General features: G+C 55.6%; 28 protein-coding genes. All 28 read left to right on the top strand.

Annotation, left to right across the window (positions count from 1 at the left end; all coding sequences use genetic code 11):
* Positions 1 to 96 precede the first annotated feature (96 nt).
* The 28 genes from GT3570_RS16570 (at position 97) to GT3570_RS16430 (ending at position 25,367) form a co-directional block, all read left to right on the top strand.
* A complete protein-coding gene (locus GT3570_RS16570) occupies positions 97 to 1,164 on the top strand; it encodes an L-threonylcarbamoyladenylate synthase (RefSeq protein ID WP_062899057.1) in 1,068 nt (355 codons plus the stop codon).
* Between the two features lie 412 nt (positions 1,165 to 1,576).
* The gene (locus GT3570_RS16560) at positions 1,577 to 2,128 is read left to right on the top strand and encodes a manganese efflux pump MntP (RefSeq protein ID WP_011232841.1); all 552 of its coding nucleotides are present in this window, start codon (positions 1,577 to 1,579) and stop codon (positions 2,126 to 2,128) included.
* Between the two features lie 254 nt (positions 2,129 to 2,382).
* Positions 2,383 to 2,829: a low molecular weight protein arginine phosphatase gene (locus tag GT3570_RS16555; RefSeq protein WP_011232840.1), complete on the top strand. Its 447-nt coding sequence runs from the start codon at positions 2,383 to 2,385 to the stop codon at positions 2,827 to 2,829.
* 25 nt (positions 2,830 to 2,854) lie between these two features.
* Complete coding sequence (locus GT3570_RS16550) at positions 2,855 to 4,144, top strand: methyl-accepting chemotaxis protein (protein ID WP_011232839.1); 1,290 nt, start codon at positions 2,855 to 2,857, stop codon at positions 4,142 to 4,144.
* A gap of 95 nt (positions 4,145 to 4,239) precedes the next feature.
* Complete coding sequence (gene rpiB, locus GT3570_RS16545) at positions 4,240 to 4,686, top strand: ribose 5-phosphate isomerase B (protein WP_023633289.1); 447 nt, start codon at positions 4,240 to 4,242, stop codon at positions 4,684 to 4,686.
* A gap of 769 nt (positions 4,687 to 5,455) precedes the next feature.
* Positions 5,456 to 6,034: a TIGR01440 family protein gene (locus tag GT3570_RS16540; protein WP_013524809.1), complete on the top strand. Its 579-nt coding sequence runs from the start codon at positions 5,456 to 5,458 to the stop codon at positions 6,032 to 6,034.
* Between the two features lie 92 nt (positions 6,035 to 6,126).
* On the top strand, positions 6,127 to 7,365 hold the full coding sequence (glyA, locus tag GT3570_RS16535; RefSeq protein WP_011232836.1) for a serine hydroxymethyltransferase: 1,239 nt from the start codon (positions 6,127 to 6,129) through the stop codon (positions 7,363 to 7,365).
* 151 nt (positions 7,366 to 7,516) lie between these two features.
* Entirely contained in the window at positions 7,517 to 8,146 is a 630-nt protein-coding gene (gene upp / locus GT3570_RS16530) for a uracil phosphoribosyltransferase (RefSeq protein ID WP_011232835.1), read from the top strand.
* 604 nt (positions 8,147 to 8,750) lie between these two features.
* Positions 8,751 to 8,972, top strand: a complete 222-nt coding sequence (locus tag GT3570_RS16525; protein WP_011232833.1) for an AtpZ/AtpI family protein — start codon at positions 8,751 to 8,753, stop codon at positions 8,970 to 8,972.
* Between the two features lie 4 nt (positions 8,973 to 8,976).
* Positions 8,977 to 9,360 (top strand): ATP synthase subunit I, encoded by a 384-nt coding sequence (locus tag GT3570_RS16520; RefSeq protein WP_062899055.1) that lies wholly within the window; start codon positions 8,977 to 8,979, stop codon positions 9,358 to 9,360.
* A gap of 17 nt (positions 9,361 to 9,377) precedes the next feature.
* On the top strand, positions 9,378 to 10,091 hold the full coding sequence (gene atpB, locus GT3570_RS16515; RefSeq protein WP_011232831.1) for a F0F1 ATP synthase subunit A: 714 nt from the start codon (positions 9,378 to 9,380) through the stop codon (positions 10,089 to 10,091).
* A gap of 71 nt (positions 10,092 to 10,162) precedes the next feature.
* Positions 10,163 to 10,381 carry a F0F1 ATP synthase subunit C gene (gene atpE / locus GT3570_RS16510; protein ID WP_011232830.1) on the top strand — a complete coding sequence of 73 codons (219 nt, stop codon included), beginning with the start codon at positions 10,163 to 10,165 and terminating at the stop codon, positions 10,379 to 10,381.
* Between the two features lie 120 nt (positions 10,382 to 10,501).
* The gene (locus tag GT3570_RS16505) at positions 10,502 to 11,035 is read left to right on the top strand and encodes a F0F1 ATP synthase subunit B (RefSeq protein WP_171660741.1); all 534 of its coding nucleotides are present in this window, start codon (positions 10,502 to 10,504) and stop codon (positions 11,033 to 11,035) included.
* Entirely contained in the window at positions 11,032 to 11,568 is a 537-nt protein-coding gene (locus tag GT3570_RS16500; protein ID WP_011232828.1) for a F0F1 ATP synthase subunit delta, read from the top strand. Before GT3570_RS16505 ends, GT3570_RS16500 begins: the two co-directional genes overlap by 4 nt.
* A gap of 24 nt (positions 11,569 to 11,592) precedes the next feature.
* Positions 11,593 to 13,101 (top strand): F0F1 ATP synthase subunit alpha, encoded by a 1,509-nt coding sequence (gene atpA / locus GT3570_RS16495; protein WP_011232827.1) that lies wholly within the window; start codon positions 11,593 to 11,595, stop codon positions 13,099 to 13,101.
* Between the two features lie 67 nt (positions 13,102 to 13,168).
* Positions 13,169 to 14,026, top strand: coding sequence for an ATP synthase F1 subunit gamma (atpG, locus tag GT3570_RS16490; RefSeq protein WP_011232826.1), 858 nt, complete (start codon positions 13,169 to 13,171; stop codon positions 14,024 to 14,026).
* A 27-nt stretch (positions 14,027 to 14,053) separates the two neighbouring features.
* A complete protein-coding gene (gene atpD / locus GT3570_RS16485; RefSeq protein ID WP_011232825.1) occupies positions 14,054 to 15,475 on the top strand; it encodes a F0F1 ATP synthase subunit beta in 1,422 nt (473 codons plus the stop codon).
* Between the two features lie 22 nt (positions 15,476 to 15,497).
* Positions 15,498 to 15,899: a F0F1 ATP synthase subunit epsilon gene (locus GT3570_RS16480; RefSeq protein WP_011232824.1), complete on the top strand. Its 402-nt coding sequence runs from the start codon at positions 15,498 to 15,500 to the stop codon at positions 15,897 to 15,899.
* Between the two features lie 273 nt (positions 15,900 to 16,172).
* Entirely contained in the window at positions 16,173 to 16,541 is a 369-nt protein-coding gene (locus tag GT3570_RS16475) for an NADH-quinone oxidoreductase subunit A (RefSeq protein WP_011232823.1), read from the top strand.
* Positions 16,532 to 17,044: a NuoB/complex I 20 kDa subunit family protein gene (locus GT3570_RS16470; protein ID WP_011232822.1), complete on the top strand. Its 513-nt coding sequence runs from the start codon at positions 16,532 to 16,534 to the stop codon at positions 17,042 to 17,044. Before GT3570_RS16475 ends, GT3570_RS16470 begins: the two co-directional genes overlap by 10 nt.
* 3 nt (positions 17,045 to 17,047) lie before the next feature.
* A complete protein-coding gene (locus GT3570_RS16465) occupies positions 17,048 to 18,331 on the top strand; it encodes an NADH-quinone oxidoreductase subunit C (RefSeq protein WP_062899054.1) in 1,284 nt (427 codons plus the stop codon).
* 3 nt (positions 18,332 to 18,334) lie between these two features.
* Positions 18,335 to 19,435, top strand: a complete 1,101-nt coding sequence (locus tag GT3570_RS16460; protein ID WP_014196947.1) for an NADH-quinone oxidoreductase subunit D — start codon at positions 18,335 to 18,337, stop codon at positions 19,433 to 19,435.
* On the top strand, positions 19,432 to 20,433 hold the full coding sequence (nuoH, locus tag GT3570_RS16455; RefSeq protein WP_011232819.1) for an NADH-quinone oxidoreductase subunit NuoH: 1,002 nt from the start codon (positions 19,432 to 19,434) through the stop codon (positions 20,431 to 20,433). The genes GT3570_RS16460 and nuoH overlap by 4 nt, the downstream gene beginning before the upstream one ends.
* Before the next feature lie 249 nt (positions 20,434 to 20,682).
* Entirely contained in the window at positions 20,683 to 21,102 is a 420-nt protein-coding gene (gene nuoI / locus GT3570_RS16450; protein WP_013146600.1) for an NADH-quinone oxidoreductase subunit NuoI, read from the top strand.
* Positions 21,099 to 21,620 (top strand): NADH-quinone oxidoreductase subunit J, encoded by a 522-nt coding sequence (locus GT3570_RS16445; protein ID WP_023633286.1) that lies wholly within the window; start codon positions 21,099 to 21,101, stop codon positions 21,618 to 21,620. Before nuoI ends, GT3570_RS16445 begins: the two co-directional genes overlap by 4 nt.
* Positions 21,617 to 21,922 carry an NADH-quinone oxidoreductase subunit NuoK gene (gene nuoK, locus GT3570_RS16440; RefSeq protein ID WP_011232815.1) on the top strand — a complete coding sequence of 102 codons (306 nt, stop codon included), beginning with the start codon at positions 21,617 to 21,619 and terminating at the stop codon, positions 21,920 to 21,922. The genes GT3570_RS16445 and nuoK overlap by 4 nt, the downstream gene beginning before the upstream one ends.
* Positions 21,923 to 21,939: 17 nt before the next feature.
* On the top strand, positions 21,940 to 23,793 hold the full coding sequence (nuoL, locus tag GT3570_RS16435; protein WP_025039089.1) for an NADH-quinone oxidoreductase subunit L: 1,854 nt from the start codon (positions 21,940 to 21,942) through the stop codon (positions 23,791 to 23,793).
* Entirely contained in the window at positions 23,790 to 25,367 is a 1,578-nt protein-coding gene (locus GT3570_RS16430; RefSeq protein ID WP_062899053.1) for an NADH-quinone oxidoreductase subunit M, read from the top strand. The genes nuoL and GT3570_RS16430 overlap by 4 nt, the downstream gene beginning before the upstream one ends.
* Positions 25,368 to 25,370 lie beyond the last annotated feature (3 nt).

Genomic DNA, 25,370 nt, shown 5'->3' with positions numbered 1-25,370 from the left:
AAGTTTATTCACAATTTGTGTATAACTGTGGAAAGGCATCGGGCGGCGATCTGACGCTTGTAAAAAAAGCCGCCATTTTCAAGGCGAATCACGGCGATGGAGAAGGTGAAACGATTGAAAACGCGTGTTTGGGTTGTGGATAATATTGTTGATAAACAGCAAGTTTATCCACAAATACGAGAGGCGGTTGAATGGCTGCGGGCCGGGGAAGTCATCGCATTCCCGACGGAAACGGTGTACGGGTTGGGGGCCGATGCGGCCAATACAGCCGCGGTGGAAAAAATTTTCGCCGCCAAAGGGCGGCCGAGCGACAATCCGCTCATCGTTCATGTCGCCAGCATGGCCCAAGCGGAGGCGGTAGCCGCCTCGATCCCGCCGATGGCGAAAACGTTGATGGAGCGGTTTTGGCCGGGGCCGCTCACGTTAGTATTGCCAAAACGGGCCAAAGCGGTGTCTGAACGGGTGACGGCTGGGCTGCCGACGGTGGCGGTGCGCATGCCGGATCACCCGCTGGCGCTGGCGTTGATCGAGGCGAGCGGCTTGGCGTTGGCCGCCCCGAGCGCGAATCGGTCAGGAAGGCCGAGTCCGACGACGGCGGCGCACGTGCTTGCCGATTTAGACGGGCGGATCGCCGGGGTGATCGACGGCGGGCCGACCGGCGTGGGCGTTGAATCGACGGTGCTCGATTGCAGTGGGGGCGTGCCGACGATTTTGCGCCCGGGAGGGGTGACGAAAGAGGCGCTTATTGAAGCGATCGGCCGCGTTGAAGAGGCCGCTGCTGTGGACGACGAGGCGGCGCCGAAAGCGCCGGGGATGAAATATACGCATTATGCGCCGAAAGCGCCGCTTTGGATCGTCGCCGGCCCGCCCGCGTTTTTGCAGCGGCTTGTCGATGAAAGCCGGGCGGAAGGGAAAACGGTCGGCGTGTTGACGACCGAGGAGAACTGGGATCAGTATGCGGCCGATGTCGTGCTGCCGTGCGGAACGCGCCAGGCGCTTGAGACGGTCGCGAGCCGGCTGTACGACACGCTGCGCCGATTTGATGAAACGAACGTCGATCTCATTTACAGCGAGGCGTTTCCGGAAGAAGGAATCGGCGCGGCGATCATGAACCGGCTCCGCAAAGCAGCCGGCGGACGCGCCATCAGCGAACAGCGGAAATGAAAGGACGGCCGTCTGTATAGATGCAGTGAACAAGTTTCACATATCCTGGTCGAAAAAGCAGCTTGTCTATTTTTTGACGGTCGGAGGCAAGCCGCAGGCTTCTTCGTCGCGCCTTGGCGTGACGGAAGACCGAACGGAAACGCGCTTCACAGATCCATGTATGGGTTTGGAAGCGGCGTTGTTCGGTCGTGCGACAGTCGAGAAAACGGCTCTGCAAACGGTAAGGTTCAAATTGCAACTAGAGGATTTGGGGGATGCCGTTTCCAAGCGCTAAACCGGTCTGTTGTGGACCGGTTTTTTCTTTTCCGTCCGCCCGTCAATCAGGCGGCGCCCATTGGCTGCCCGCTCTGCTTCTAAACTGCCCTGGACGTGCATATGTTTAGCAATAAGGCCGGTCCGGGAGGGAAGAAACATGGGCGCATTCATCGGCGAAATCATCGCGCTGTCAATGATGGCGCTGGCGCTGGGCATGGACGCGTTTTCAGTCGCTTTAGGAATGGGGCTGTTGCGCCTCCGGCTGCGGCAAATGTTTTATATCGGGTTGACGATCGGCTTGTTTCATATTCTCATGCCGCTTGCTGGCATGGCGGTCGGCCGCCTGCTGTCGCGCGAGTTCGGAAGTGTCGCGACATACGCGGGCGGGGCGCTGCTGTTATGGCTTGGCGGGCAAATGATCATCGCCTCGTTCCGGAGGGACGATGGCTCACCGCTGTTTCCTCGTGGGGTGGGGTTGCTTTTTTTTGCGTTCAGCGTCAGCCTAGACAGCTTTTCCGTCGGGCTGAGCCTCGGCATTTTCGGAGCGCGGACGATGGTGACGATTTTGCTGTTTGGTCTGTTCAGCATGGTGCTGACATGGGTTGGGCTTTTTGTCGGCCGCCATTTTCAGCAATGGCTCGGTTCTTACAGCGAAGCGCTCGGCGGCAGCATTTTGCTGGCGTTCGGGCTCAAGCTGCTTTTTCTATAAACGGCGGCAGGCGGTTTTCCTTCAGTGGAAAAAAGCGGACTGCCTGCTTTTTTTGCGGCTCTTCACCAAAAGTTGTACTTGATTTTTTCTGAACATACCCTATTTACGCTTGTGAGGGAAAATCAGCACTTTTTGCTTATCCTTACGCAGGAAACCGCATTGCTTGTCAAGTACATGTTGTGGTGAAGAGCCTTTTTTTGCTCTTTTCCCTATGGTATATTGATGGTAAGTCATTGATGTGAAGAGGTGGTTGTATGCCATACCGCATTTTGTTCGTCTGCACGGGCAATACGTGCCGAAGCCCGATGGCCGCTGCATTGTTGGAGAATAAGCAGCTGCCAGGCGTCGAGGTGAAATCGGCCGGCGTGTTTGCGGCGGAAGGGAGCGAGGCGTCGGTTCACGCCAAGACGGTGTTGAAGGAAAAAGGAATCGAAGCGGCCCACCGCTCCTCGCAGCTGAAAAAAGAGCATATCGACTGGGCGACGCACGTGCTGGCGATGACATCCGGCCATAAAGAAATGATCGTCGAGCGTTTCCCAGAAGCGAAGGACAAAACGTTTACGTTGAAGCAGTTCGTCTCGGGAACAGACGGCGACATCGCCGATCCGTTCGGCGGGCCGATTGAAGTGTACCGGGCGGCGCGCGATGAGCTGGAGACGCTCATTGACCGCTTGGCGGAAAAGTTGCAAACAGAACAATGAGGTTGAGAAGTGAGGGGGAACACAAATGGGGGGGACAAGTCATCGGTTCGGTTTGCGCCTGAAGCTCGTCGTCTTTACGACAGCGTTGGCGCTGATCACGTATTCAACGAGCGCCTTTTTCTTGTACGTTTTGTATGATCAGTGGTTCGCCTCATGGAACAAAAGCGTGTTCACGATGATCGTGTTGCTCCTTGGCATCTTTTGGTCCGGAGTGCTTGCCTATTTGGCCGCTGGCTGGATTACAAGGCCGCTGCAACGGCTCGAGGAAGCGGCGGCAAAGGCGACGGAAGGGCATATCGATGAGGATGTTCCGCTGCCCTCTTCCCATGACGAAATTCGCTCGCTGGCTGTCGCGTTCAACCGGATGCTCGGCCATTTGCGCGCAGTCGTCGCCAATGTGGAAGAGAGCGCAGCGCGCACGACTGAAAAGACGGCGGAAATGAGGCAGGCGTCCGAAACAGCGTCAAACCGTGCACGCGATATTGCAGCGACCATTGACGACATTTCCAAAGGGGCGGCGTCTTCGGCCGAGGCGATCCAAGAAGCGGCTGCGGCGGCCGAGGATGTGCTCGCCATCGCAGTACAAGTAAAAGAAACAGCCGAGCGTGCGGAACAGTCGGTATATGGGATGGCCGAAACGCTGAAGGCAAGCCGCGATATCACCCATTCGCTTGTCAGCGGCATCGATCAGCTGGCTGACGATCAAGAACTGTCGCGGGCGGCTGTCAAGCAGCTCGAAGCACACGCCAATCAAATCGGCAACATTACGTTGCTTGTCGCGGACATCGCTGAACAGACGAACTTGCTTGCGCTCAATGCTTCCATTGAGGCAGCCCGCGCCGGCGAGCACGGCCGGGGGTTTGCCGTCGTCGCTGAGGAAGTGCGCAAGCTGGCTGATGAGAGCGCCAAGGCGGTCAAGAAAATCGCGGAACTGGTCGGCAACATTCAAAATGAAGTCGCCCGTGTGGTGGCGCAAATGGACAAGCAGGTGGCCGCCGCAAACGCTGAGGCGGCGAAAGGGGAGCGCACGAATGAGGCCATTGCGGCCATGGCGGCCTCAGCTGATGAAGTGATCCGCGCCGTCCATGACATCGCTGAGTTGGCGAAGCGTCAAATGGGGCATATGAAGCGGGCCGCGGCGCAGACGCAAGAAGTGGCGGCGATTGCTGAGCAGACGTCCGCCGGCGCGCTCGAAGTTGCGGCGGCGACCGAGGAGCAGGCCGCATCGATCAACGATGTGCATAAACTGGCTGGCGAGTTGGTTGAACAGGCCGAACAATTGCAGGCGGCTGTCGCCCGGTTCCGCACCCGTTGATGCACATGCAAATATGATTCATCGAAAGGAGGAAGGGCGATTCCTCCCTGGCTTTCGCTATCACTGCGAAGCCTAGGGCTCCCCGCCCGAACGTGATGAAAGTCGCTATTGCTTCTGACCATGGTGGAATTCGCATTCGTGAGGAAATTAAAGCACTGTTGGATGAAATGGGAATCGAGTACACCGATTTTGGCTGCGATTGTGAAACATCGGTCGATTACCCGGATTACGCGCTTCCCGTCGCTGAAAAAGTGGCGCGCGGCGAATTTGATCGCGGCATTTTGATCTGCGGCACCGGCATCGGCATGACGATCGCCGCCAACAAAGTGAAAGGGGTGCGTTGCGCCCTTTGCCACGACGTCTACAGCGCCAAGCTGACGCGCATGCATAACGACAGCAACATTCTCGCGATGGGGGAGCGCGTCATCGGCCCCGGCCTGGCGCGCGAAATCGCCAAGGCATGGCTTGAGACCGAATTTGAAGGCGGACGCCATGCGCGGCGAATCGGCAAAATCGCCGACTATGAAAACAAGCATTTGTAGGCAGAACCAGGGCCGCATCGGAGCGGATGCGGCCTGCGAGCCATAAGCGGAAGACGCCGTGCAGCCCCATGCCGGCCGTGGGCGTCTTGCTTCATGAGAATGGCGGCAGCAAGGGAGTGTATAGAGATGCAACGAAATCGTTTAACATATTCTTGACGGAAAAGTGGCTCATCCATTTTTGACTGTCGAAGGCAAGCCATAGGCTTGCCTCTGTCACGCTAAGGCGTGACGAAAGACCGAACAACGACTCGCTTCACAGACCCATTCATGGGTCTTTAAGCGGTGTTGTTCGGTCACTCGACAGTCGGATGAAATGATCGGTAAAAACGAAGAATGTAAAAGCTTTCAATTGCATTTATATAATTTTGCTGTTTTGGTAAGACAGCTGAACCGTGGGACGCACGGGGATGGCTTGGTGAACAGCCTGCCGCAGGGCGGGTGTTCCCAAGAATCTCCCACCTCTAAGCGTGAGCGTAGGTGGGAGAGCGTTCAAAAAGTCAGGCGTGTTGATTAATCAATAAAAACCCGTTGAGAAGGCTCTGTTCCCAGCTTTTCTGCTGTAGTCGGCAAGCGTTTCGTTCTCTCCACTTGAGAACTGTCGATTCAGGGGAAACGGTTGTTTTTTCATCAGCCTTCTAGGAAAACTCCATATTCGTGAGTATCGCAGGCATCCCCGGAGCCGGACCCGGTTTTGACGAATCACCGTCGAAAGTGCCAGTGTTCGTCAACGGCAGCGTGGATAAAAACGAACGAAGGAGGGGAAGAGGACATGGACGCACGATTGACCGAATGGCGGCAGCAATGGCAAGCCATCTTGCATGAGTTTCGCAAACAGGCTCCGCTTGGCCGCGGCGATGTCGTTGTGATCGGCTGCAGTACGAGCGAGGTGCTTGGCGAGCGGATCGGCACGGCTGGATCGATGGACGTTGCCGCCATGCTGTTTGCCGAGCTTGACGCGTGGCGGCGCGAAACCGGCATTGCGCTCGCGTTTCAATGTTGTGAACATTTAAATCGGGCGCTTGTTGTCGAACGGGAAACCGCCAAAACTCACGGGCTGGAGATCGTTTCGGTCGTTCCGGTGCCGAAAGCGGGTGGGGCGATGGCCGCCTACGCCTATCGAAAGTTCGCTGACCCGGTCGTTGTCGAGGCGATTCGCGCCGATGCCGGCATTGACATCGGCCATACGCTCATCGGTATGCATTTGAAGCCGGTTGCCGTTCCCGTGCGCGTTTCGGTGAAGCACATTGGATCGGCGTGCGTGACGCTGGCGAAAACGCGGCCGAAGCTGATCGGCGGCGCCCGAGCGGTCTACTCGTTGGAAAATCCGAATGATTCCTGTTCTTTCTAGCGGTTTCATTCATTTTTTCTTTGAATTTGCCTAGCTGAAGCTGATAAAATAAAAACGAATATTCACTGATTTCGCATAAGGGGGAGCTATTGATGAATTACTTGCCACAACAAGATCCGCAAGTGTTCGCCGCTATTGAGCAAGAGCGGAAGCGGCAACATGCGAAAATTGAACTGATCGCCTCGGAAAACTTTGTCAGCCGCGCGGTCATGGAAGCGCAAGGGTCGGTGCTGACGAACAAATATGCGGAAGGCTATCCGGGACGCCGCTACTACGGCGGTTGTGAATATGTCGACATCGTCGAAGATTTGGCGCGCGAGCGAGCGAAGCAGTTGTTTGGAGCGGAGCATGTGAACGTCCAGCCGCACTCCGGGGCGCAGGCGAACATGGCCGTTTATTTCACCGTTCTTGAGCACGGCGACACGGTGCTTGGCATGAACTTGTCGCACGGCGGCCATTTGACGCACGGCAGCCCGGTCAATTTCAGCGGCATTCAGTACAATTTTGTCGAATACGGCGTCGATCCGGAAACGCATGTCATTGACTATGACGACGTGCGCGAAAAAGCGCGCCTTCACCGGCCGAAGTTGATCGTCGCCGGCGCGAGCGCCTATCCGCGCATCATCGACTTCGCCAAGTTCCGCGAGATTGCCGATGAAGTCGGCGCCTATTTAATGGTTGACATGGCCCATATTGCCGGTCTTGTTGCGGCAGGTGTTCATCCGAATCCAGTGCCGTACGCCCATTTCGTTACGACGACGACGCACAAAACGCTGCGCGGTCCGCGCGGCGGGATGATTTTATGCCAAGAGCAGTTCGCCAAACAGATCGACAAAGCCATTTTCCCTGGCATTCAAGGCGGCCCGCTCATGCATGTCATTGCCGCCAAAGCCGTCGCGCTCGGCGAAGCGTTGCAAGACGACTTTAAAGTCTACGCGAAGCGCGTCGTGGAGAATGCCAAACGGCTCGCAGCCGCCTTGCAAAACGAAGGATTCACTCTCATTTCCGGCGGCACGGACAACCATTTGCTGCTTGTCGATTTGCGCCCGCAGCAGCTGACCGGGAAAACGGCGGAGAAAGTGCTCGATGAGGTTGGGATTACGGTCAACAAAAACACGATTCCGTACGATCCGGAAAGCCCGTTTGTCACAAGCGGCATCCGCATCGGCACGGCCGCGGTCACGACGCGCGGCTTCGGATTGGAAGAGATGGACGAAATCGCCGCCATCATCGGCCTTGTGCTGAAAAACGTCGGCAGCGAACAAGCGCTTGAGGAAGCGCGCCAACGCGTCGCCGCTTTGACGGAAAAGTTTCCGCTCTATCAAGACTAAGCGCCGCCGCTTCGTCCGAAACCGTACGGTGCACCGCCTCCGGATTTGGCGGTGCGCCTTTTTCCGTTCGTTCGGCAGTTGAATAGGCGCTCGTTTTCCAGTAGAATGTATAGAAGTGCAGCGCATACATACGGAAGAGGAGAGTTGACCCATGGGAAAAGTGTACGTCTTTGATCATCCGCTCATCCAGCATAAATTGACCTACATTCGCGACAAGAATACGGGCACGAAAGAATTTCGCGAGCTTGTCGACGAAGTGGCGACGTTGATGGCGTTTGAAATTACACGCGATCTGCCGCTTGAGGAAGTCGAGATCGAAACCCCCGTCAGTAAAGCCAGAGCGAAAGTGATCGCCGGCAAAAAACTGGGCGTCATTCCGATTTTGCGCGCCGGCATCGGCATGGTTGACGGCATCCTGAAGCTCATCCCGGCGGCGAAAGTCGGCCATATCGGCTTGTACCGCGATCCCCAAACATTAAAGCCGGTCGAATATTACGTCAAGCTGCCGAGCGATGTCGAAGAGCGCGATTTTATCATCGTCGACCCGATGCTCGCAACCGGCGGATCAGCGGTGGCGGCGATCGATGCGCTGAAAAAGCGGGGAGCGAAAAGCATTAAATTTATGTGCCTGATCGCGGCGCCGGAAGGAGTCAAAGCGGTGGAAACGGCCCACCCGGATGTGGACATTTACATCGCTGCCCTTGATGAGCGGTTGAACGACCACGGCTATATTGTCCCTGGTCTCGGCGACGCCGGCGACCGGCTGTTTGGCACAAAATAACAGTTGCAAGGCGCTCCGCGCCGCGCGGGGTTCGCATTCCATCGAGCGGCGGAGAGGGTGCCTTGCCCATGCGTCAGTTAAGCGCTTGCATCGAATAGGCCGCGGCAGAAAGATGGCGCTGAGAAACCGCTCCGTTTGCAAAGCCAAGTATATATATAGATGCAACGAAGAAGTTTAACATATCCTTGACGGAAAAGCGGTTTGCCCCTTTTCGACTGTCGGAGGAAAGCCACAGGCTTCTCCGTCACGCCTTGGCGTGACGGAGGACCGAACAACCGCCTGCTTCACAGACCCATATATGGGTCTGGAAGCGGCGTTGTTCGGTCGCCCGACAGTCGATCAAATACTCGGTAAAAACTGCAAATGGTAAAGCTTCAAATTGCATCTATATAGAATCATGAAAAGGAAAATAGGCTAAAAATAAAATATATCATTATACATCATCATTGTGAGAAGAAAATGAGAAATTGTCACAAATTATTAATATTTGCCCTATGTGAATGAGGTTTTACGTGGAAACACATTGACATTGACCAGGCCGTATTGTATCCTTTACAAGGGGGTAGATTGAGAAGGTTTTCATTATGTTAAAGGGTGTGTTGGCATGTCCCCAAAACAGCGCCACCCGTTTCAAGCCATGGCGTTGATGTCCGCCATCGTCTCCCAACTTGTCGGTTCGATTTTGGTCGGCGTTTTCGGCGGGAGATGGATCGATGATCGATTTGGCACCGAGCCGATCTTTTTGATCGTCGGCCTTTTGCTCGGACTGGCGGCCGGCGTGTATGCCATGTTGCGCTTGATCCGCCAATATTTCTCTGAGGAGTAATAAAATGGGAAGTCTTCAAACGGTGTTTTTGCGGCAAGTTAGGTACATATTGTATTTGCTCGCCATCTATACGCTCGGCTTTGGATTTACGCCGTATAAAACCGTTTTTCTCAGCTTGATTCTCGGCACATCGATCAGCCTCCTCATGGTTTGGAACTTAACCTGGAAAATCGAAAAATTCGGACAAGCGGTGGCGGCGCGCAAAAAAGTGCGCACATTAGGCACCTTATCGCGTTTGGCGCTTGCCGCGTTGGCTGCTGTCATTGTTCTGACGTATCCGCAATATTTCCATGTCGTGCCAACCGTTTTGGGATTAATGACATCCTACATTGTCATTATAATAGATTTCTTCTTTCACAAATGGAAAAACGACAAGCTGCAGGTATGAAAGCGAGGTGAGAGAGGATGGAGCATAAAGCGCCGCTTGTCGAATTTTTAGGCCTTACGTTTAATTTATCTGATATGTTGATGATTACGATCACGAGCTTGATCGTTTTCATCATTGCTGTTGCGGCTACTCGCTCGCTTCAGCTGCGCCCGACGGGGATGCAAAACTTTATGGAGTGGGTCTTTGACTTTGTCAGAGGCATCATTAACAGCACGATGGATTGGCAAACGGGCGGCCGCTTTTTGACGCTGGGCGTCACGCTCATCATGTATGTGTTTGTGGCCAATATGCTTGGACTGCCGTTTTCCGTCCACGTAAACGGTGAACTTTGGTGGAAATCGCCGACCGCGGATGCGACCGTTACGTTGACGCTGGCGGTGATGGTCGTCGGCCTCACCCACTACTATGGCGTCAAAATGAAAGGGGCGTCCGACTATTTGCGCGATTACACCCGTCCAGTCGCCTGGTTGTTCCCGCTTAAAATCATCGAAGAGTTTGCCAACACGCTGACGCTCGGTTTGCGTCTTTTCGGGAACATTTACGCTGGGGAAATTTTGCTTGGCTTGCTCGCCAGCCTTGGCACGCATTACGGTGTGCTTGGCGCTGTTGGCGCAGCCATCCCGATGATGGTGTGGCAAGCGTTCAGTATTTTTGTCGGAACGATTCAGGCGTTCATTTTTACGATGTTAACAATGGTTTATATGGCTCATAAGGTCAGTCATGACCATTGAGCATTCCTTTTCATTAGAGCAAGACTTGAATGAAACATTACTTTAAACATTGCGAAGGAGGATCTATCAACATGAGTTTGGGTGTACTTGCAGCTGCGATTGCGGTAGGTTTGGGGGCGTTAGGCGCCGGCATCGGCAACGGGTTGATCGTCAGCCGTACCATCGAAGGGATTGCTCGTCAACCAGAATTGCGTCCGGTTTTGCAAACGACGATGTTCATCGGGGTCGCGTTGGTTGAGGCGCTTCCGATCATCGGTGTCGTCTTCTCGTTCATTTACTTAGGTCGATAAGAAATCGATATGGAAAGTGATGGCGAAGTTCGTGTCAACGACCACCTTCGCCATTCCTTTATGTGCGGTTTTGCGAGATCGCGTCGGTGCGATAGCTGTCGAAAGGAGTGAAACGCGGTGTTGTGGAAGGCAAACGTATGGGTGCTCGGCGAAGCGGCGCATGGCATCAGCGGCGGCACGATTATTTACCAATTGCTGATGTTCATCATTTTGCTGGCCTTGTTGCGCAAATTCGCTTGGCAGCCGTTAATGAATATCATGAAACAACGTGAAGAACATATCGCGAACGAAATCGACCAGGCGGAAAAACGCCGTCAAGAAGCAGAAAAACTTCTTGAAGAACAGCGCGAACTGATGAAGCAGTCGCGCCAAGAAGCGCAAGCGCTCATTGAAAACGCGCGCAAGCTGGCTGAAGAGCAGAAAGAACAAATTGTCGCCTCGGCCCGTGCGGAAGCGGAACGGGTGAAAGAAGCGGCGAAAAAAGAAATCGAGCGTGAAAAAGAACAGGCGATGGCCGCGCTCCGCGAACAAGTGGCCTCGTTGTCTGTCTTGATCGCCTCAAAAGTGATTGAAAAAGAGCTGACCGAGCAAGATCAACGCAAGCTGATCGAAGCGTACATCAAAGACGTTCAAGAGGCAGGAGGAGCGCGATGAACCAAGAAGTGATCGCCAAACGGTACGCGTCCGCTTTGTTCCAAATCGCGCTCGAACAAGGACAGCTTGATCGAATCGAAGAAGATGTTCGCGCCGTGCGCCAGGCGTTGGCGGAAAACGGCGAGTTTTTATCGCTTCTTTCGTATCCGAAACTTTCCTTGGATCAGAAAAAAGCGCTCATCCGCGAAGCGTTCGCCGGTGTGTCCACCCCGGTGCAAAACACGCTTCTCCTTCTTCTGGAGCGCCATCGCTTCGGCCTTGTGCCCGAGCTGGCGGAACAGTTTCTCGCCCTAGTCGACGATGCGCGTGGCATCGCCAAGGCGGTCGCCTATTCGGCGCGGCCGTTGACGGACGAAGAACTGCGGGCGCTTTCCGACGTCTTTGCCCAAAAAGTCGGCAAACAGACGCTTGAGATTGAAAATATCATTGATCCGGAACTCATCGGCGGCGTGAAGCTGCGCATCGGCAACCGCATTTACGACGGCAGCGTCAGCGGGCAGCTTGAACGGATTCGGCGGCAGCTGATCGGCTAACATTTGAAGACAGGGGTGAAAGGCATGAGCATTCGAGCGGAAGAAATCAGCGCGCTCATTAAGCAGCAGATTGAAAACTATGAATCGCAAATCCAAGTGAGCGACGTCGGCACCGTCATCCAAGTCGGCGACGGGATCGCGCGCGCTCATGGGCTCGATAACGTCATGTCCGGCGAGCTCGTCGAGTTTGCCAACGGCGTGATGGGCATGGCGTTGAACTTGGAAGAAAACAACGTCGGTATCGTTATTTTAGGACCGTACACCGGCATTAAAGAAGGGGACGAAGTGCGCCGTACGGGCCGGATCATGGAAGTGCCCGTTGGGGAAGCGCTCATCGGCCGCGTCGTCAACCCACTCGGTCAGCCTGTTGACGGATTAGGGCCGGTGGAAACGACGGAAACGCGCCCGATCGAGAGCCCGGCGCCGGGCGTTATGGACCGGAGATCGGTGCATGAGCCGCTGCAAACCGGGATTAAAGCGATCGACGCGCTCGTGCCGATCGGCCGCGGCCAGCGCGAACTCATCATCGGCGACCGGCAAACGGGGAAAACGTCCGTCGCCATTGACACGATCATCAACCAAAAAGACCAAAACATGATTTGTATTTATGTCGCCATCGGGCAAAAAGAATCGACGGTCCGCACCGTTGTCGAAACGCTCCGCAAACACGGCGCGCTCGACTATACGATCGTCGTCACCGCTTCGGCGTCGCAGCCGGCTCCGCTTTTGTTCTTGGCGCCGTATGCCGGTGTGGCGATGGGCGAGTATTTCATGTATAAAGGCCAACACGTGTTAGTGGTCTATGACGATTTATCGAAACAAGCCGCGGCATACCGTGAATTGTCGCTCTTGCTTCGCCGTCCGCCGGGCCGTGAAGCGTATCCGGGGGATATTTTCTACTTGCACTCCCGCCTGCTTGAGCGCGCAGCGAAATTGAGCGATGCCAAAGGCGGCGGTTCCTTGACCGCGCTTCCGTTCGTCGAAACGCAAGCGGGCGATATTTCCGCGTACATTCCGACGAACGTCATCTCGATTACGGACGGGCAAATTTTCTTGCAATCGGACTTGTTCTTCTCCGGCGTCCGCCCAGCGATCAACGCAGGGTTGTCCGTTTCGCGCGTCGGTGGGGCAGCGCAAATCAAAGCGATGAAAAAAGTAGCCGGGACGCTCCGTTTGGACTTGGCCGCTTACCGTGAGCTGGAGGCGTTCGCCCAATTCGGCTCCGACCTCGACAAGGCGACGCAAGCGAAGCTCGCCCGCGGGGCGCGCACGGTCGAAGTGCTGAAGCAAGATTTGCATCAGCCGATTCCGGTCGAAAAACAAGTGTTGATCATCTATGCATTGACGCGCGGCTTTTTGGACGACATTCCGGTTGAAGATGTACGCCGTTTCGAGAAAGAGTTTTACTTGTGGCTCGACCAAAACGGCCAACACTTGCTTGAGCACATCCGCACGACGAAAGATCTTCCGAACGAAGACGATCTCAATAAAGCGATCGAAGCGTTCAAGAAAACGTTTGTCGTTTCACAATAAGGCCGGCGGGGGCATATCGCCCCCTCACGCCTGTTAGAACCCGTGCAGCAAAAAGGTGGTGAAACCTTTGGCATCGTTACGCGATATTAAAACGCGCATCAATGCGACGAAGAAGACAAGCCAAATTACAAAAGCGATGGAAATGGTCTCGACGTCGAAGCTGAACCGAGCGGAGCAAAACGCGAAATCGTTCGTTCCATATATGGAGAAAATTCAAGAAGTCGTGGCCAATGTGGCGCTTGGCGCCGGCGGCGCTTCGCATCCGATGCTCGTTTCGCGCCCGGTGAAAAAAACCGGGTATCTCGTGATCACGTCGGATCGCGGTCTGGCTGGCGCGTACAACAGCAACGTGCTGCGCCTCGTGTACCAAACGATCCAAAAACGCCATGCTTCTCCGGACGAATATGCGATCATCGTCATCGGCCGCGTCGGGTTGAGCTTTTTCCGCAAGCGGAACATGCCGGTCATTCTCGACATCACCCGCTTGCCGGACCAGCCGTCGTTTGCCGATATTAAAGAAATCGCCCGCAAAACGGTTGGGTTATTCGCCGACGGTACGTTTGACGAGCTGTATATGTATTACAACCATTACGTGAGCGCGATCCAGCAAGAGGTGACGGAACGGAAGCTTCTGCCGCTCACTGACTTGGCGGAGAATAAGCAGCGCACGGTGTACGAATTTGAACCGTCGCAAGAAGAAATTTTGGACGTCTTATTGCCGCAGTATGCGGAAAGCCTCATTTACGGCGCATTGCTCGATGCAAAAGCAAGCGAACACGCCGCCCGCATGACGGCGATGAAGAACGCAACGGACAATGCGAACGAGCTCATTCGCACATTGACGCTTTCCTACAACCGCGCTCGCCAAGCGGCGATTACGCAAGAAATTACGGAAATTGTCGCCGGAGCAAACGCCTTGCAATAGGGGACTAGCAAGTTAGGAGGGAAAACGATGACAAGAGGACGCGTTATCCAAGTCATGGGTCCGGTTGTAGACGTCAAGTTTGAGAACGGCCACTTGCCGGCGATCTACAACGCCCTGAAAATTCAACATAAAGCGCGCAACGAAAACGAAGTCGACATCGACTTGACATTGGAAGTCGCCTTGCACCTTGGCGATGATACAGTACGGACGATCGCGATGGCGTCCACAGACGGCCTCATCCGCGGCATGGAAGTCATCGATACCGGTGCACCGATTTCGGTGCCGGTCGGCGAAGTCACGCTTGGCCGCGTGTTCAACGTCTTGGGCGAGCCGATCGACTTGGAAGGCGACATTCCGGCTGACGCCCGCCGCGACCCGATTCACCGTCCGGCGCCAAAATTCGAGGAATTGGCGACGGAAGTCGAAATTTTGGAAACGGGGATTAAAGTCGTTGACTTGCTTGCCCCGTATATTAAAGGCGGAAAAATCGGTTTGTTCGGCGGCGCTGGCGTAGGAAAAACGGTCTTGATTCAAGAGCTGATCCACAACATCGCCCAAGAGCACGGCGGGATTTCCGTCTTTGCTGGCGTCGGCGAACGGACGCGCGAAGGAAACGACTTGTACCATGAGATGAAAGATTCCGGCGTCATCAGCAAAACGGCCATGGTGTTCGGACAAATGAATGAGCCGCCGGGGGCGCGGATGCGCGTCGCCTTGACCGGCTTGACGATGGCCGAATACTTCCGTGATGAACAAGGCCAAGACGTGTTGCTCTTTATCGATAACATCTTCCGTTTCACGCAGGCCGGTTCGGAAGTGTCGGCGCTGTTAGGCCGCATGCCGTCGGCCGTTGGTTACCAACCGACATTGGCGACGGAGATGGGTCAATTGCAAGAGCGGATCACGTCGACGGCGAAAGGATCGATCACCTCGATTCAAGCGATTTACGTCCCGGCCGACGACTATACGGACCCGGCTCCGGCCACGACGTTCTCGCACTTGGATGCGACGACGAACCTGGAGCGGAAGCTCGCGGAGATGGGGATTTATCCGGCCGTTGACCCGCTCGCTTCGACATCGCGTGCGTTGGCGCCGGAAATCGTCGGCGAGGAGCACTACCAAGTCGCCCGCAAAGTGCAGCAAACGCTGCAACGTTATAAAGAATTGCAAGACATCATCGCCATCTTGGGGATGGATGAACTGTCGGATGAAGACAAACTCGTCGTTCATCGCGCCCGCCGCATCCAGTTCTTCTTGTCGCAAAACTTCCACGTGGCGGAGCAGTTCACGGGCCAACCGGGCTCCTACGTGCCGGTGAAAGAAACAGTGCGCGGCTTTAAAGAAATTTTGGAAGGCAAATACGACCATCTTCCGGAAGATGCGTTCCGCTTAGTCGGCCGCATTGAAGAAGTCGTTGAAAAAGCGAAAGCGATGGGTGTCGAAGTGTGACCCGGGATAGGGGGATTGGACAATGAAAACGATCCACGTGAGCGTCGTTACTCCTGATGGCCCGGTGTACGAAGACGATGTTGAGATGGTCAGCGTCAAAGCGAAAAGCGGCGAGCTCGGCATTTTGCCGGGGCACATTCCGCTTGTCGCCCCGCTCGAGATCAGCGCGGCCCGGCTGAAAAAAGGCGGCAAAACGCAATACATTGCCGTCAGCGGCGGCTTTTTGGAAGTCCGCCCGGACAAAGTGACGATTTTGGCTCAAGCTGCTGAACGGGCGGAGGACATTGACGTCCTCCGCGCCAAAGCGGCGAAAGAGCGGGCGGAGCGCCGCCTGCAAAGCCAGCAGGATGACATCGACTTCAAACGGGCCGAACTGGCGTTAAAACGCGCCATGAACCGTTTGAGTGTTGCGGAAATGAAGTAAAAAGCAGGGGAAAACTCCCCTGCTTTTTTTGATGAAAACAGAAGAATCGTCCGTCAAGGAGAGAGGCAAACGCTCTCTCTTTTTTCGTTCCTCGCATTCCGTCGTTTCAACAAAGATGAAGCGCTTACATGAATGGATACAGTGTTGACAGTGTTAACTTGAAGTTTTGCTGACACGGCTGGATATAAATGTTATAATGAAATCGAAGGAATTATTGAAAAATTTCATCATTAACACCATACGTATGTAGTAAACCGGAAGGGGGCGAGCTGATTGAGCAACATCTATGCAAACAGTTATTTGATCATCTTCGTCTTCCTTTGCCTCGGTGTGTTGCTGCCGATCGGGGCGCTCACGGCCGGGCGGTGGCTGCGGCCGCACGTGCCGAGTGATGCAAAGGCGACAACGTATGAAAGCGGTAACAATCCCTTTCACGACTCGCGCGTTCAGTTCCAAGTTCGGTACTACCTATTTGCCTTGCTGTTTGTCATTTTCGATATCGAGACGGTGTTTTTGTACCCGTGGGCTGTTGTCTATGACCAACTCGGTTTGTTCGCGTTGGTGGAAATGATCATTTTCATCGTTTTGCTTGCCATTGGCCTTATCTATGCTTGGAAAAAGAAGGTGTTACGATGGATGTGAAATGGGAGGGTTTTTCTGGCGTCGAAATGGAAGAAGTGAAGCGAAACGTCTTTTTGACGACGTTGGAACAGTTGAAAGGATGGGCCCGAAGCAGTTCGCTTTGGCCGTTGACGTTCGGCCTTGCCTGTTGCGCTATCGAGATGATGGCGGTCGGCGGCGCCCATTACGACCTCGACCGGTTCGGTTCGTTTTTCCGCGCCTCGCCGCGGCAGGCGGACGTCATGATTGTCTCGGGCACGGTGACGAAAAAAATGGCGCCGCTCTTGCGCCGGTTGTATGACCAAATGCCCGAACCGAAATGGGTCATCGCCATGGGTTCGTGTGCGACAGCCGGCGGCCCGTACGTCAAATCGTACAGCGTCGTCAAAGGCGTCGACCAAATTGTCCCGGTGGACGTGTACATACCAGGCTGTCCGCCGAACCCGGCAGCGCTCATCTACGGTATTCATAAATTAAAAGAAAAAATCCGACTGGAAGCCAAAACGGGGAAGAAGGTGCTGTAACCGATGGATGAAGAAAAAGATTTGGCCCAGCGAAAAAAAGAAGCCGCTGAGCGGGCAAAACAGCTGGCGCGCGAACGGCTCGCGGCTAGGCAGGCAGATGAACAGGCCAAGTCAGCCGCCGAAACGGGCAGTTTGAAAACGCCCCCGAATTCGAATGGCAGCCAGCTCGAAACAACGAAGGGAGAGGCAACGGAACCGGCATCGGCCGACGATCTTGCATTGGCGAAAAAACGAGCAGCCGAGGAAGCGCGGGCGAGGGCCGCCGAACTGCGAAGACAGCGGGAAGCAGCCGCGACAGGCGGCGCGACCGAAGGCGACCTCGAGGCGGCGAAGAGAAAGGCGGCGGAGGAAGCGCGGGCGAGGGCGGCGGAACTGCGGAGACAGCGCGAGGCCGCTGCGTCTGGTGCGGCGACCGAAGGCGACCTCGAGGCGGCGAAGAGAAAGGCGGCGGAGGAAGCGCGGGCGAAGGCGGCGGAACTGCGGAGACAGCGCGAGGCGGCGGAAAGCGGTGCGGAGGATGATCTTGAGTTGGCGAAGAAAAAGGCAGCTGTGGCCGCGAAGGCGAGAGCTGCTGCATTAGCCAAACAAAAAGCCGCTGAAGCGTCGGGCGACGATGACGAGCTAGCCAAGCAAAAAGCGGCCGCCGCGGCGAAAGCGAAAGCTGCGGCCGCGGCAAAAGCGCGGGCGGCGGCCTTGGCGAAGCAACAAGGCGGCGCTGGCGATGAGGGGGCGAAACAAAAAGCGGCAGCGGCCGCCCGGGCGAAGGCCGAAGAAACTGACGGAGGAACCGGACGGTATGCCGCTCCGTCGCCGAACGATCCGCTGCTTGAGAAATATGTCCGCATCATTCATGAGCATCTCGGTTCGGACGTGTTCGAGGATGCATACATCAACCGGCTGGCGAAAGATGTGCCGACGCTTGTCGTGAAAAAAGAGGCGTACTACAAAGTCGCCGAGTTGTTGAAAGGCCATGAACAGCTTCGGTTTGATTATTTATCCGAGCTGCACGGCACCGATTTTCAAACGCATATGGAAGTGTACGTCCATTTGTATTCCTATCCAAACCGGCAGCCGGTGGCGCTGAAAGTCAAAATCGAGCGCGACAACCCGGAAGTCGATTCGCTCGTTCCGCTTTGGCCGGGGGCGAACTGGCCGGAGTGCGAAGCGTACGATTTGCTTGGCATCCGTTTCCGCGGCCACCCGAACTTAATCCGCATCTTCCTCGGCGAACAATGGGTCGGGCATCCGTTGCGCAAAGATTACGAGCCGTATGATGCGGAGGTGTAGATGATGCTGCGCACAGAAGAAATGATTTTAAACGTCGGCCCTCAACACCCGAGCACGCACGGGGTGTTCCGCCTCATTTTAAAAATTGACGGCGAGATCATTCAAGAAGCGACACCGGTCATCGGCTATTTGCATCGCGGAACGGAGAAAATTGCCGAAGGGCTGCAATATACGCAAATCATCCCGTACACCGACCGGATGGACTATTTATCAGCGATGACGAACAACTATGTGCTTTGCCATGCGGTCGAAACGATGATGGGCATTGAAGTGCCGGAGCGGGCCGAATATTTGCGCGTTCTCGCCATGGAGCTTGGGCGGATCGCCAGCCACCTTGTCTGGTGGGGGACGTACTTGCTTGACCTTGGCGCGACGAGCCCGTTTTTGTACGCGTTCCGCGAACGCGAAATGATTATTAATCTATTAAATGAGCTGTCTGGAGCGCGGTTGACGTTCAACTATATGCGCATCGGCGGGGTCAAATGGGATGCGCCGGACGGTTGGATTGACAAAGTGAAGCAGTTCGTTCCGTACATGCGGGAGAAACTTCACGGCTATCATGAGCTTGTCACCGGCAATGAAATTTTCCGCCAGCGCGTCACCGGCGTCGGGCGGTATACGAAAGAAGAGGCGATCAGCTATTCGCTGAGCGGCGTCAACTTGCGGTCGACCGGCGTCAAATGGGATTTGCGCAAAGATGAACCGTATTCGATCTATGACCGCTTTGATTTTGACGTGCCGGTGCGCGAGGGCGGCGATTGCCTCGCCCGCTATGAATGCCGGATGGCGGAAATCGAACAGTCGCTCCGCATCATCGAGCAGGCGTGCGAGCAATTTCCGCCTGAGGGGCCGATCATGGGAAAAGTGCCCCGCATCATTAAAGCGCCGCCGGGTGAGACATTTGTCCGCATCGAAGCGCCGCGCGGCGAGATCGGCTGCTATATTGCGAGCGACGGCAAAAAAGAGCCGTACCGCCTCAAATTCCGGCGCCCATCGTTTTACAACTTGCAAATACTCCCGAAGCTGCTCAAAGGGGAAAACTTGGCCAATGTCATCGCCATTCTTGGGTCGATTGACATTGTGCTTGGGGAGGTCGACGGATGATGGAACAATGGCTTGAATCCACGCCTGGCTGGTCGAACATCGCCCTGTTTTTCGGGCTTGGGGCGCTGCTTTTGGCGGTTGTGCTCGCCTTTGTCACATACGGCATTTTGGCCGAACGGAAAGTGATGGGGTTTATGCAAGGGCGCATCGGCCCGAACCAAGTCGGCGGCCGCTTCGGACTGCTGCAAACCGTTGCCGATGTGTTGAAGCTGCTTTTGAAAGAGGATACGATCCCGAAAGCGGCCGACCGTCCGCTCTACGTGCTGGCGCCGATCATCGCCTTTGTGCCGTCGTTTATGGTGTTGGCGGTATTGCCGTTTACCGATGCGTTCCGGTTCGCCGATATTGGCGTCGGCCTTCTGTATTATATCGCTGTCTCCGGCTTGACGACCGTCGGCGTTGTCGCCGGCGGCTGGGCGTCAAACAACAAATACGCTCTGCTTGGCGGCATGCGGGCAGCCGCGCAAATGATTTCCTATGAGATTCCGCTCGTCATGTCAGCGCTTGGCGTCGTGCTTTTGGCTGGAAGCATGAATTTAGTCGACATCGTTGCGGCGCAAAAAGACGTCTGGTTCATTTTCGCCCAGCCGTTGGCGTTTTTGATTTTCCTCATTGCCGCGGTGGCCGAGTTGAACCGGACGCCGTTTGACTTGCCGGAGGCGGAGTCCGAGTTGGTCGCCGGCTTTCATGTCGAATATTCCGGATTCCGTTGGGCGTTCTTTATGCTCGCCGAGTATGTGTATTTGTTCGCCATGGCGGCGCTTGTGACGATTTTGTTTCTCGGCGGCTGGCATCCGGTCGCCTTTCTCGGCTGGATTCCTGGCGCGGTCTGGTTTGCGCTGAAGTTTTGTGCGGTTGTTTTCGTCCTCATTTGGTTTCGCGCCACATTTCCGCGCGTGCGCGCCGACCAGCTGATGGAGTTCGCCTGGAAAGTGCTGCTTCCGCTTTCGCTCGTCAACATTGTGCTGACGGCGGTCGTTAAAGCGTGGTTTTTCTAAAAAAGCCGGTGATTTAGTGAAAAGTCGCGAAAAACGGACTTTTCTCAAATTGAGAAGTCCTGTAAAATCAACGTCTCTCTTTCAACCAAAAGCAACGGATTCGGCGAAATCGGTCGTTTTTCGCCAGTCCTCTAAAGAAACAAAGTAACTTGTCTTGCCAGGAAGGGGGCAGCCGCCCATGAGCATGGCCTCCTCCTTCGGGCAGAGGTCGTGTCGGAACGCCACTTTTCCCATGAGAGGGGTAGACGGATGATAGGGTTGATGAAAGGATTGGCGTATACGTTAAAAGAGTTGACGCGCGAAAAAGTGACGTACGATTACCCGCACGAACCGCTCCCGCTCCCGGATCGGTTTCGGGGCATCCAGAAATTTTATCCCGAAAAATGCATCGTGTGCAACCAGTGTGTCAACATTTGCCCGACCGAATGCATCCAGCTGACCGGGAAAAAACATCCCGATCCGACGAAAAAAGGGAAAGTGATTGAGACGTACAACATCAACTTTGAAATTTGCATTTTATGTGATTTGTGCACGGAAGTATGCCCAACGGAAGCGATTGTCATGACGAACAACTTTGAGCTCGCGGAATACAGCCGCGACGCTCTGTATAAAGATTTGGCCTGGCTTGATGAAAACGATACGAACATAAGAAGGGAGAATAAGCCGTGAGCGGAACGGACATCGCCTTTTTCTTGCTCGCCCTCACGGCGATTGCCGGGGGAGTGACGATGCTCCAGCTGACGAACGTCGTCCATATGGTCATCGCCCTCGTCATGACATTTTTGGGCATTGCCGGGCTGTACGTGCTGTTGTCCGCCGAATTTGTCGCTGTTGTGCAAGTGCTCATCTATTCCGGAGCCATCACGATCATCATGCTGTTTGCGATCATGCTGACGCGCCATCACACAGACGAAAGGGAGCGCCAAACCACCGGCGGCGTCTGGCATAAAGCGGTTGCCGCCCTCTCCGTCATCGCCTTCGGCCTTGCCGTCTACTTCGGCATCCGCCAGCTCGACTTCGGCGCTGACGGCAGCGCGCTGGCGGGCGACAACGCTAAGGCGATCGGCAAGTTGCTTTACTCGTATTATACGATTCCGTTTGAAATCGTGTCTGTCATTTTGCTTGTCGCCTTAATTGGCGCGATCGTGTTGGCGAAAAAAGACGGCAAGGGGGCGGAAGACGAATGACATTATCGGCCTATTTAGCGTTGGCGCTGATCTTGTTTTGCATCGGGCTGTACGGGGCGCTCACGAAGAGGAATACGGTCATTGTGCTCATCTGCATTGAGCTGATGTTAAATGCGGTTAACATCAATTTCGTCGCGTTTGCCAAATACGGCGCCCATCCCAGCGTTCACGGGCATGTGTTCGCGCTGTTTGCGATCGCCGTGGCGGCGGCGGAAGCAGCCGTCGGCTTAGCTGCGCTCATCGCTTTTTACCGCAGCCGGAAGACGGTTCAAGTCGATGAAGCCAATTCGTTGAAACATTAGAGAAGGGGATGGGAACGATGATGAACCTAGCTTGGGTTGTGCCGCTGTTCCCGCTTGGTTCGTTCATTCTGTTGCTGCTGTTCGGACGGAGATGGAAACAGGCAAGCGCCTATGTCGGCATCGCCGCGGCGTTCTTGTCGCTGCTTTTGGCGCTCGCGGTGCTTGTGGACCGCCTCGGCGGGTCGACGTATGAGGCAAACTGGACATGGATGACGATAGGCGGCGTGACGTTGACGGTCGGGATTTCCGCCACCGCCCTAAACGCTTGGATGCTCGTCGTCGTCGCACTCGTCAGCTGGCTCGTCCATGTGTATTCGCAAGGGTACATGGCTGGCGATGAACGGTTTTCCACCTTTTACGCGTATTTGGGCCTGTTTACGTTTGCGATGCTCGGTCTTGTGCTGTCGCCGAATTTGCTGCAGGCGTACATCTTTTGGGAGCTCGTCGGGCTTGGATCGTTTTTGCTGATCGGTTTTTACTTCTATAAGGAAGAAGCAAAAGCGGCGGCGAAAAAAGCGTTCATCATGACGCGCATCGGCGACGTTGGCTTTTTCATCGGCATGATGTTGCTCTTTTGGCAAACGCACAGCTTTGATTACGACGACATTTTCCGCGCCGTCGGCGACGGGACGCTGTCGCCGGGGATGACGACGCTCGCGGCGATCTTGATTTTCATCGGCGCCATCGGCAAATCGGGGCAATTTCCGCTCCATACATGGCTTCCAGACGCGATGGAAGGCCCGACGCCGGTGTCGGCGCTCATCCATGCTGCGACGATGGTGGCGGCCGGTGTGTACCTTGTGGCGGCATTGTTTCCGCTGTATGAGGCAAGCCATGCAGCCATGATGACTGTGGCGACGATCGGCGGGGTGACGGCGATTTTCGCCGCGACGATCGGCTTGGTGCAGACGGACATTAAGCGCGTCCTCGCGTATTCGACGATCAGCCAGCTCGGTTATATGATGTTGGCGCTTGGCGCCGGCAGCTATGTCGCGGCCATCTTCCATTTGACGACGCATGCGTTCTTTAAAGCGCTCCTCTTTTTGGCCGCCGGGAGCGTCATTCATGCCGTCCGTACGCAAAACATCGAGGAAATGGGCGGGCTTTGGCGGCGGCTGCCATGGACCGCGCCGCTATTCCTCATTGGGGCGCTGTCGATCAGCGGGGTTCCGCTATTCGCCGGCTTTTTCAGCAAGGACGAAATTTTGGCCGCCGCCTGGACGAACGGGCCGCGCCTCCTCTTTTGGCTCGCGGTCGCTGCCGCGCTGTTGACGTCGTTTTATATGTTCCGGCTCTTTTTCCTCGTCTTTGCCGGCAAAGCGCGGCATCATGAGGATGCTCATGAAGCGCCAGCCTCGATGGTGGCGCCAATGCTTGTGCTCGGCGTGCTGTCGATTGCATCCGGATACATGCAAACGCCATGGTTTGGCTCGTTCCTTGGCGAATGGTTGACGGATGGAGCGTATCGTCATGAAGCGGCGCCGGGATGGATCGCTGTTTTGGCGACGATCGTGTCGTTTGCAGGGATTTTTCTCGCTTGGCTGATGTACGGGGCGCAGAAAATGCCGCGCGATTGGCTGTCCGCGCGTGTTCCGTATGTTGATGAGCTGCTGCGCCGTCATTACTACATCGATGACATTTACCGTTTGACGGTCGTGTCGCTTGTGTCATGGATCAGCCGCCTGTTGACGTATGTCGACCGCTTCCTTGTTGAAGGGCTCGCCCGGCTTGCCGCCGGCATTGTCGGCGCGGCCGCCTCGGCTGGGTCGCGCGGGCAAAACGGGCAGGCGCAGACGTATGGGGCGGTGACGGTGGCCGGATTGGCGATTTTGGTCGTCATTTTCGCCTTAACAGGGGGGTACTGGCTATGATGTTTTTATCGCTGCTCGTCTTTTCGCCGCTGTTAGGCATCGTGTTGCTGATGTTTGTCCGCAAAACGGATGAACGAATGATTCAATGGCTCGGAACGGCTACCACCGTACCGCCGCTCATTTTGGCGTTGTTTGCTTTCATTCAGTCCGGGCGCGGGTTTCGCCTCGAGCGGCTCGACGAAGCGCGGGACTGGGTGCGGCTTACTGACCTGCCATTTTTGACGGACGCGGCGTATGTGATCCGCTATGAGCTCGGCATCGATGGGCTGTCGCTTGTCTTTATCGTTCTGACCGCGGTGTTGGCGACGTTGGCCGCTTTGGCGTCGATGCTTGTCAAAACGGAGAAAAAAGGGTATTTTCTCTGGCTGCTGGCGCTTGAGATTGGCATGCTCGGCGTATTTTCCGCCGCCAATTTCGTTTGGTTTTTCCTCTTCTTAGAAGTGACGTTGGTCGCTATGTTTTTGCTTGTCGGCAAGTGGGGCGGGTTTGAGCGCGAGCGGGCGGCGTACAGCTACTTGTTGTACAACGGGCTCGGCTCGGCTTTGTTGCTTGTTGTGATCGCGGTGCTGCTTGCCCGAACTGGAACAGCGAACTTTGCCTTGCTTCATGAAATGTTACATAATCCAGCGGCGGAAGGGCAACTGATTGCGCCGTTGACGGAGGAAGGGAGTCGCTGGCTGCTCGGCGGGCTGTTGTTGGCATTTGCCGTCAAGCTGCCGGCTGTTCCGTTCCACCGCTGGCTCATCCGCGTCCACGTCGAAGCGCCGCCGCCGGTGGTGATGCTTCATGCCGGGGTGTTGCTGAAAATCGCAGCGTATGGGATGATTCGCTTCGGGGTCGGCTTGTTTCCGGATGAGTTCCGCTCGTTTGCCGGCGTTCTCGCTCTATTTGGCGTCATCAACGTGCTGTACGGCGCGCTGTTGGCGCTTCGCCAGCGCGAATTGAAGCGCGTGCTCGCCTACTCGAGCGTGTCGCATATGGGGGTCGTGCTCATCGGACTCGGTGCGTTGAATGAGGCCGGCATTCAAGGAGCGGTCTTTCAATCGGTGGCTCACGGACTCATCTCGGCCTTGTCGTTTTTGCTTGTCGGCGTGCTCGCTCATCGAATGGGAACAACGGACATCAACCGGCTTGGTGGACTGACGAAAGCGATGCCGCTCTTTTCCGGGTATTTGCTCACAGCGGCGCTCGCCTTGCTCGGTCTGCCGGGGCTGGCGGGATTTGTCGGTGAATTCACGTCGTTTCTCGGGCTGTTTCAAACGAAGCCGGCCCTTGCCGCCGTGGGTGCGCTTGGATTGATCTTCGCCGCTGTCTATTCGCTGAAAGCCGTCCTTGATATCACGTTCGGCCGCCCCCGCGACCGGCGGGAAGCGGTCATGGGCTGGCGTGAGCCGCAAGCATCTGCGGCAAGCCTAGGTGAACCGCAAGGGGGCGTCGTTGACTTGCAAGGAAAAGAAGCTGTGCCGGCGTTCATCCTCGTCGCGTTGATCGTGGCCGTCGGCGTCTATCCACAGCTATTGGCCGCGCCGCTTACGGCCGTCGTCAAGACGATGATGAACGGGCTAGGGGGTTGATCA

Source organism: Geobacillus thermoleovorans (assembly GCF_001610955.1).
In the GTDB taxonomy this organism is placed as follows: domain Bacteria; phylum Bacillota; class Bacilli; order Bacillales; family Anoxybacillaceae; genus Geobacillus; species Geobacillus thermoleovorans.
This window is presented reverse-complemented; position numbering and strand designations above follow the sequence as displayed.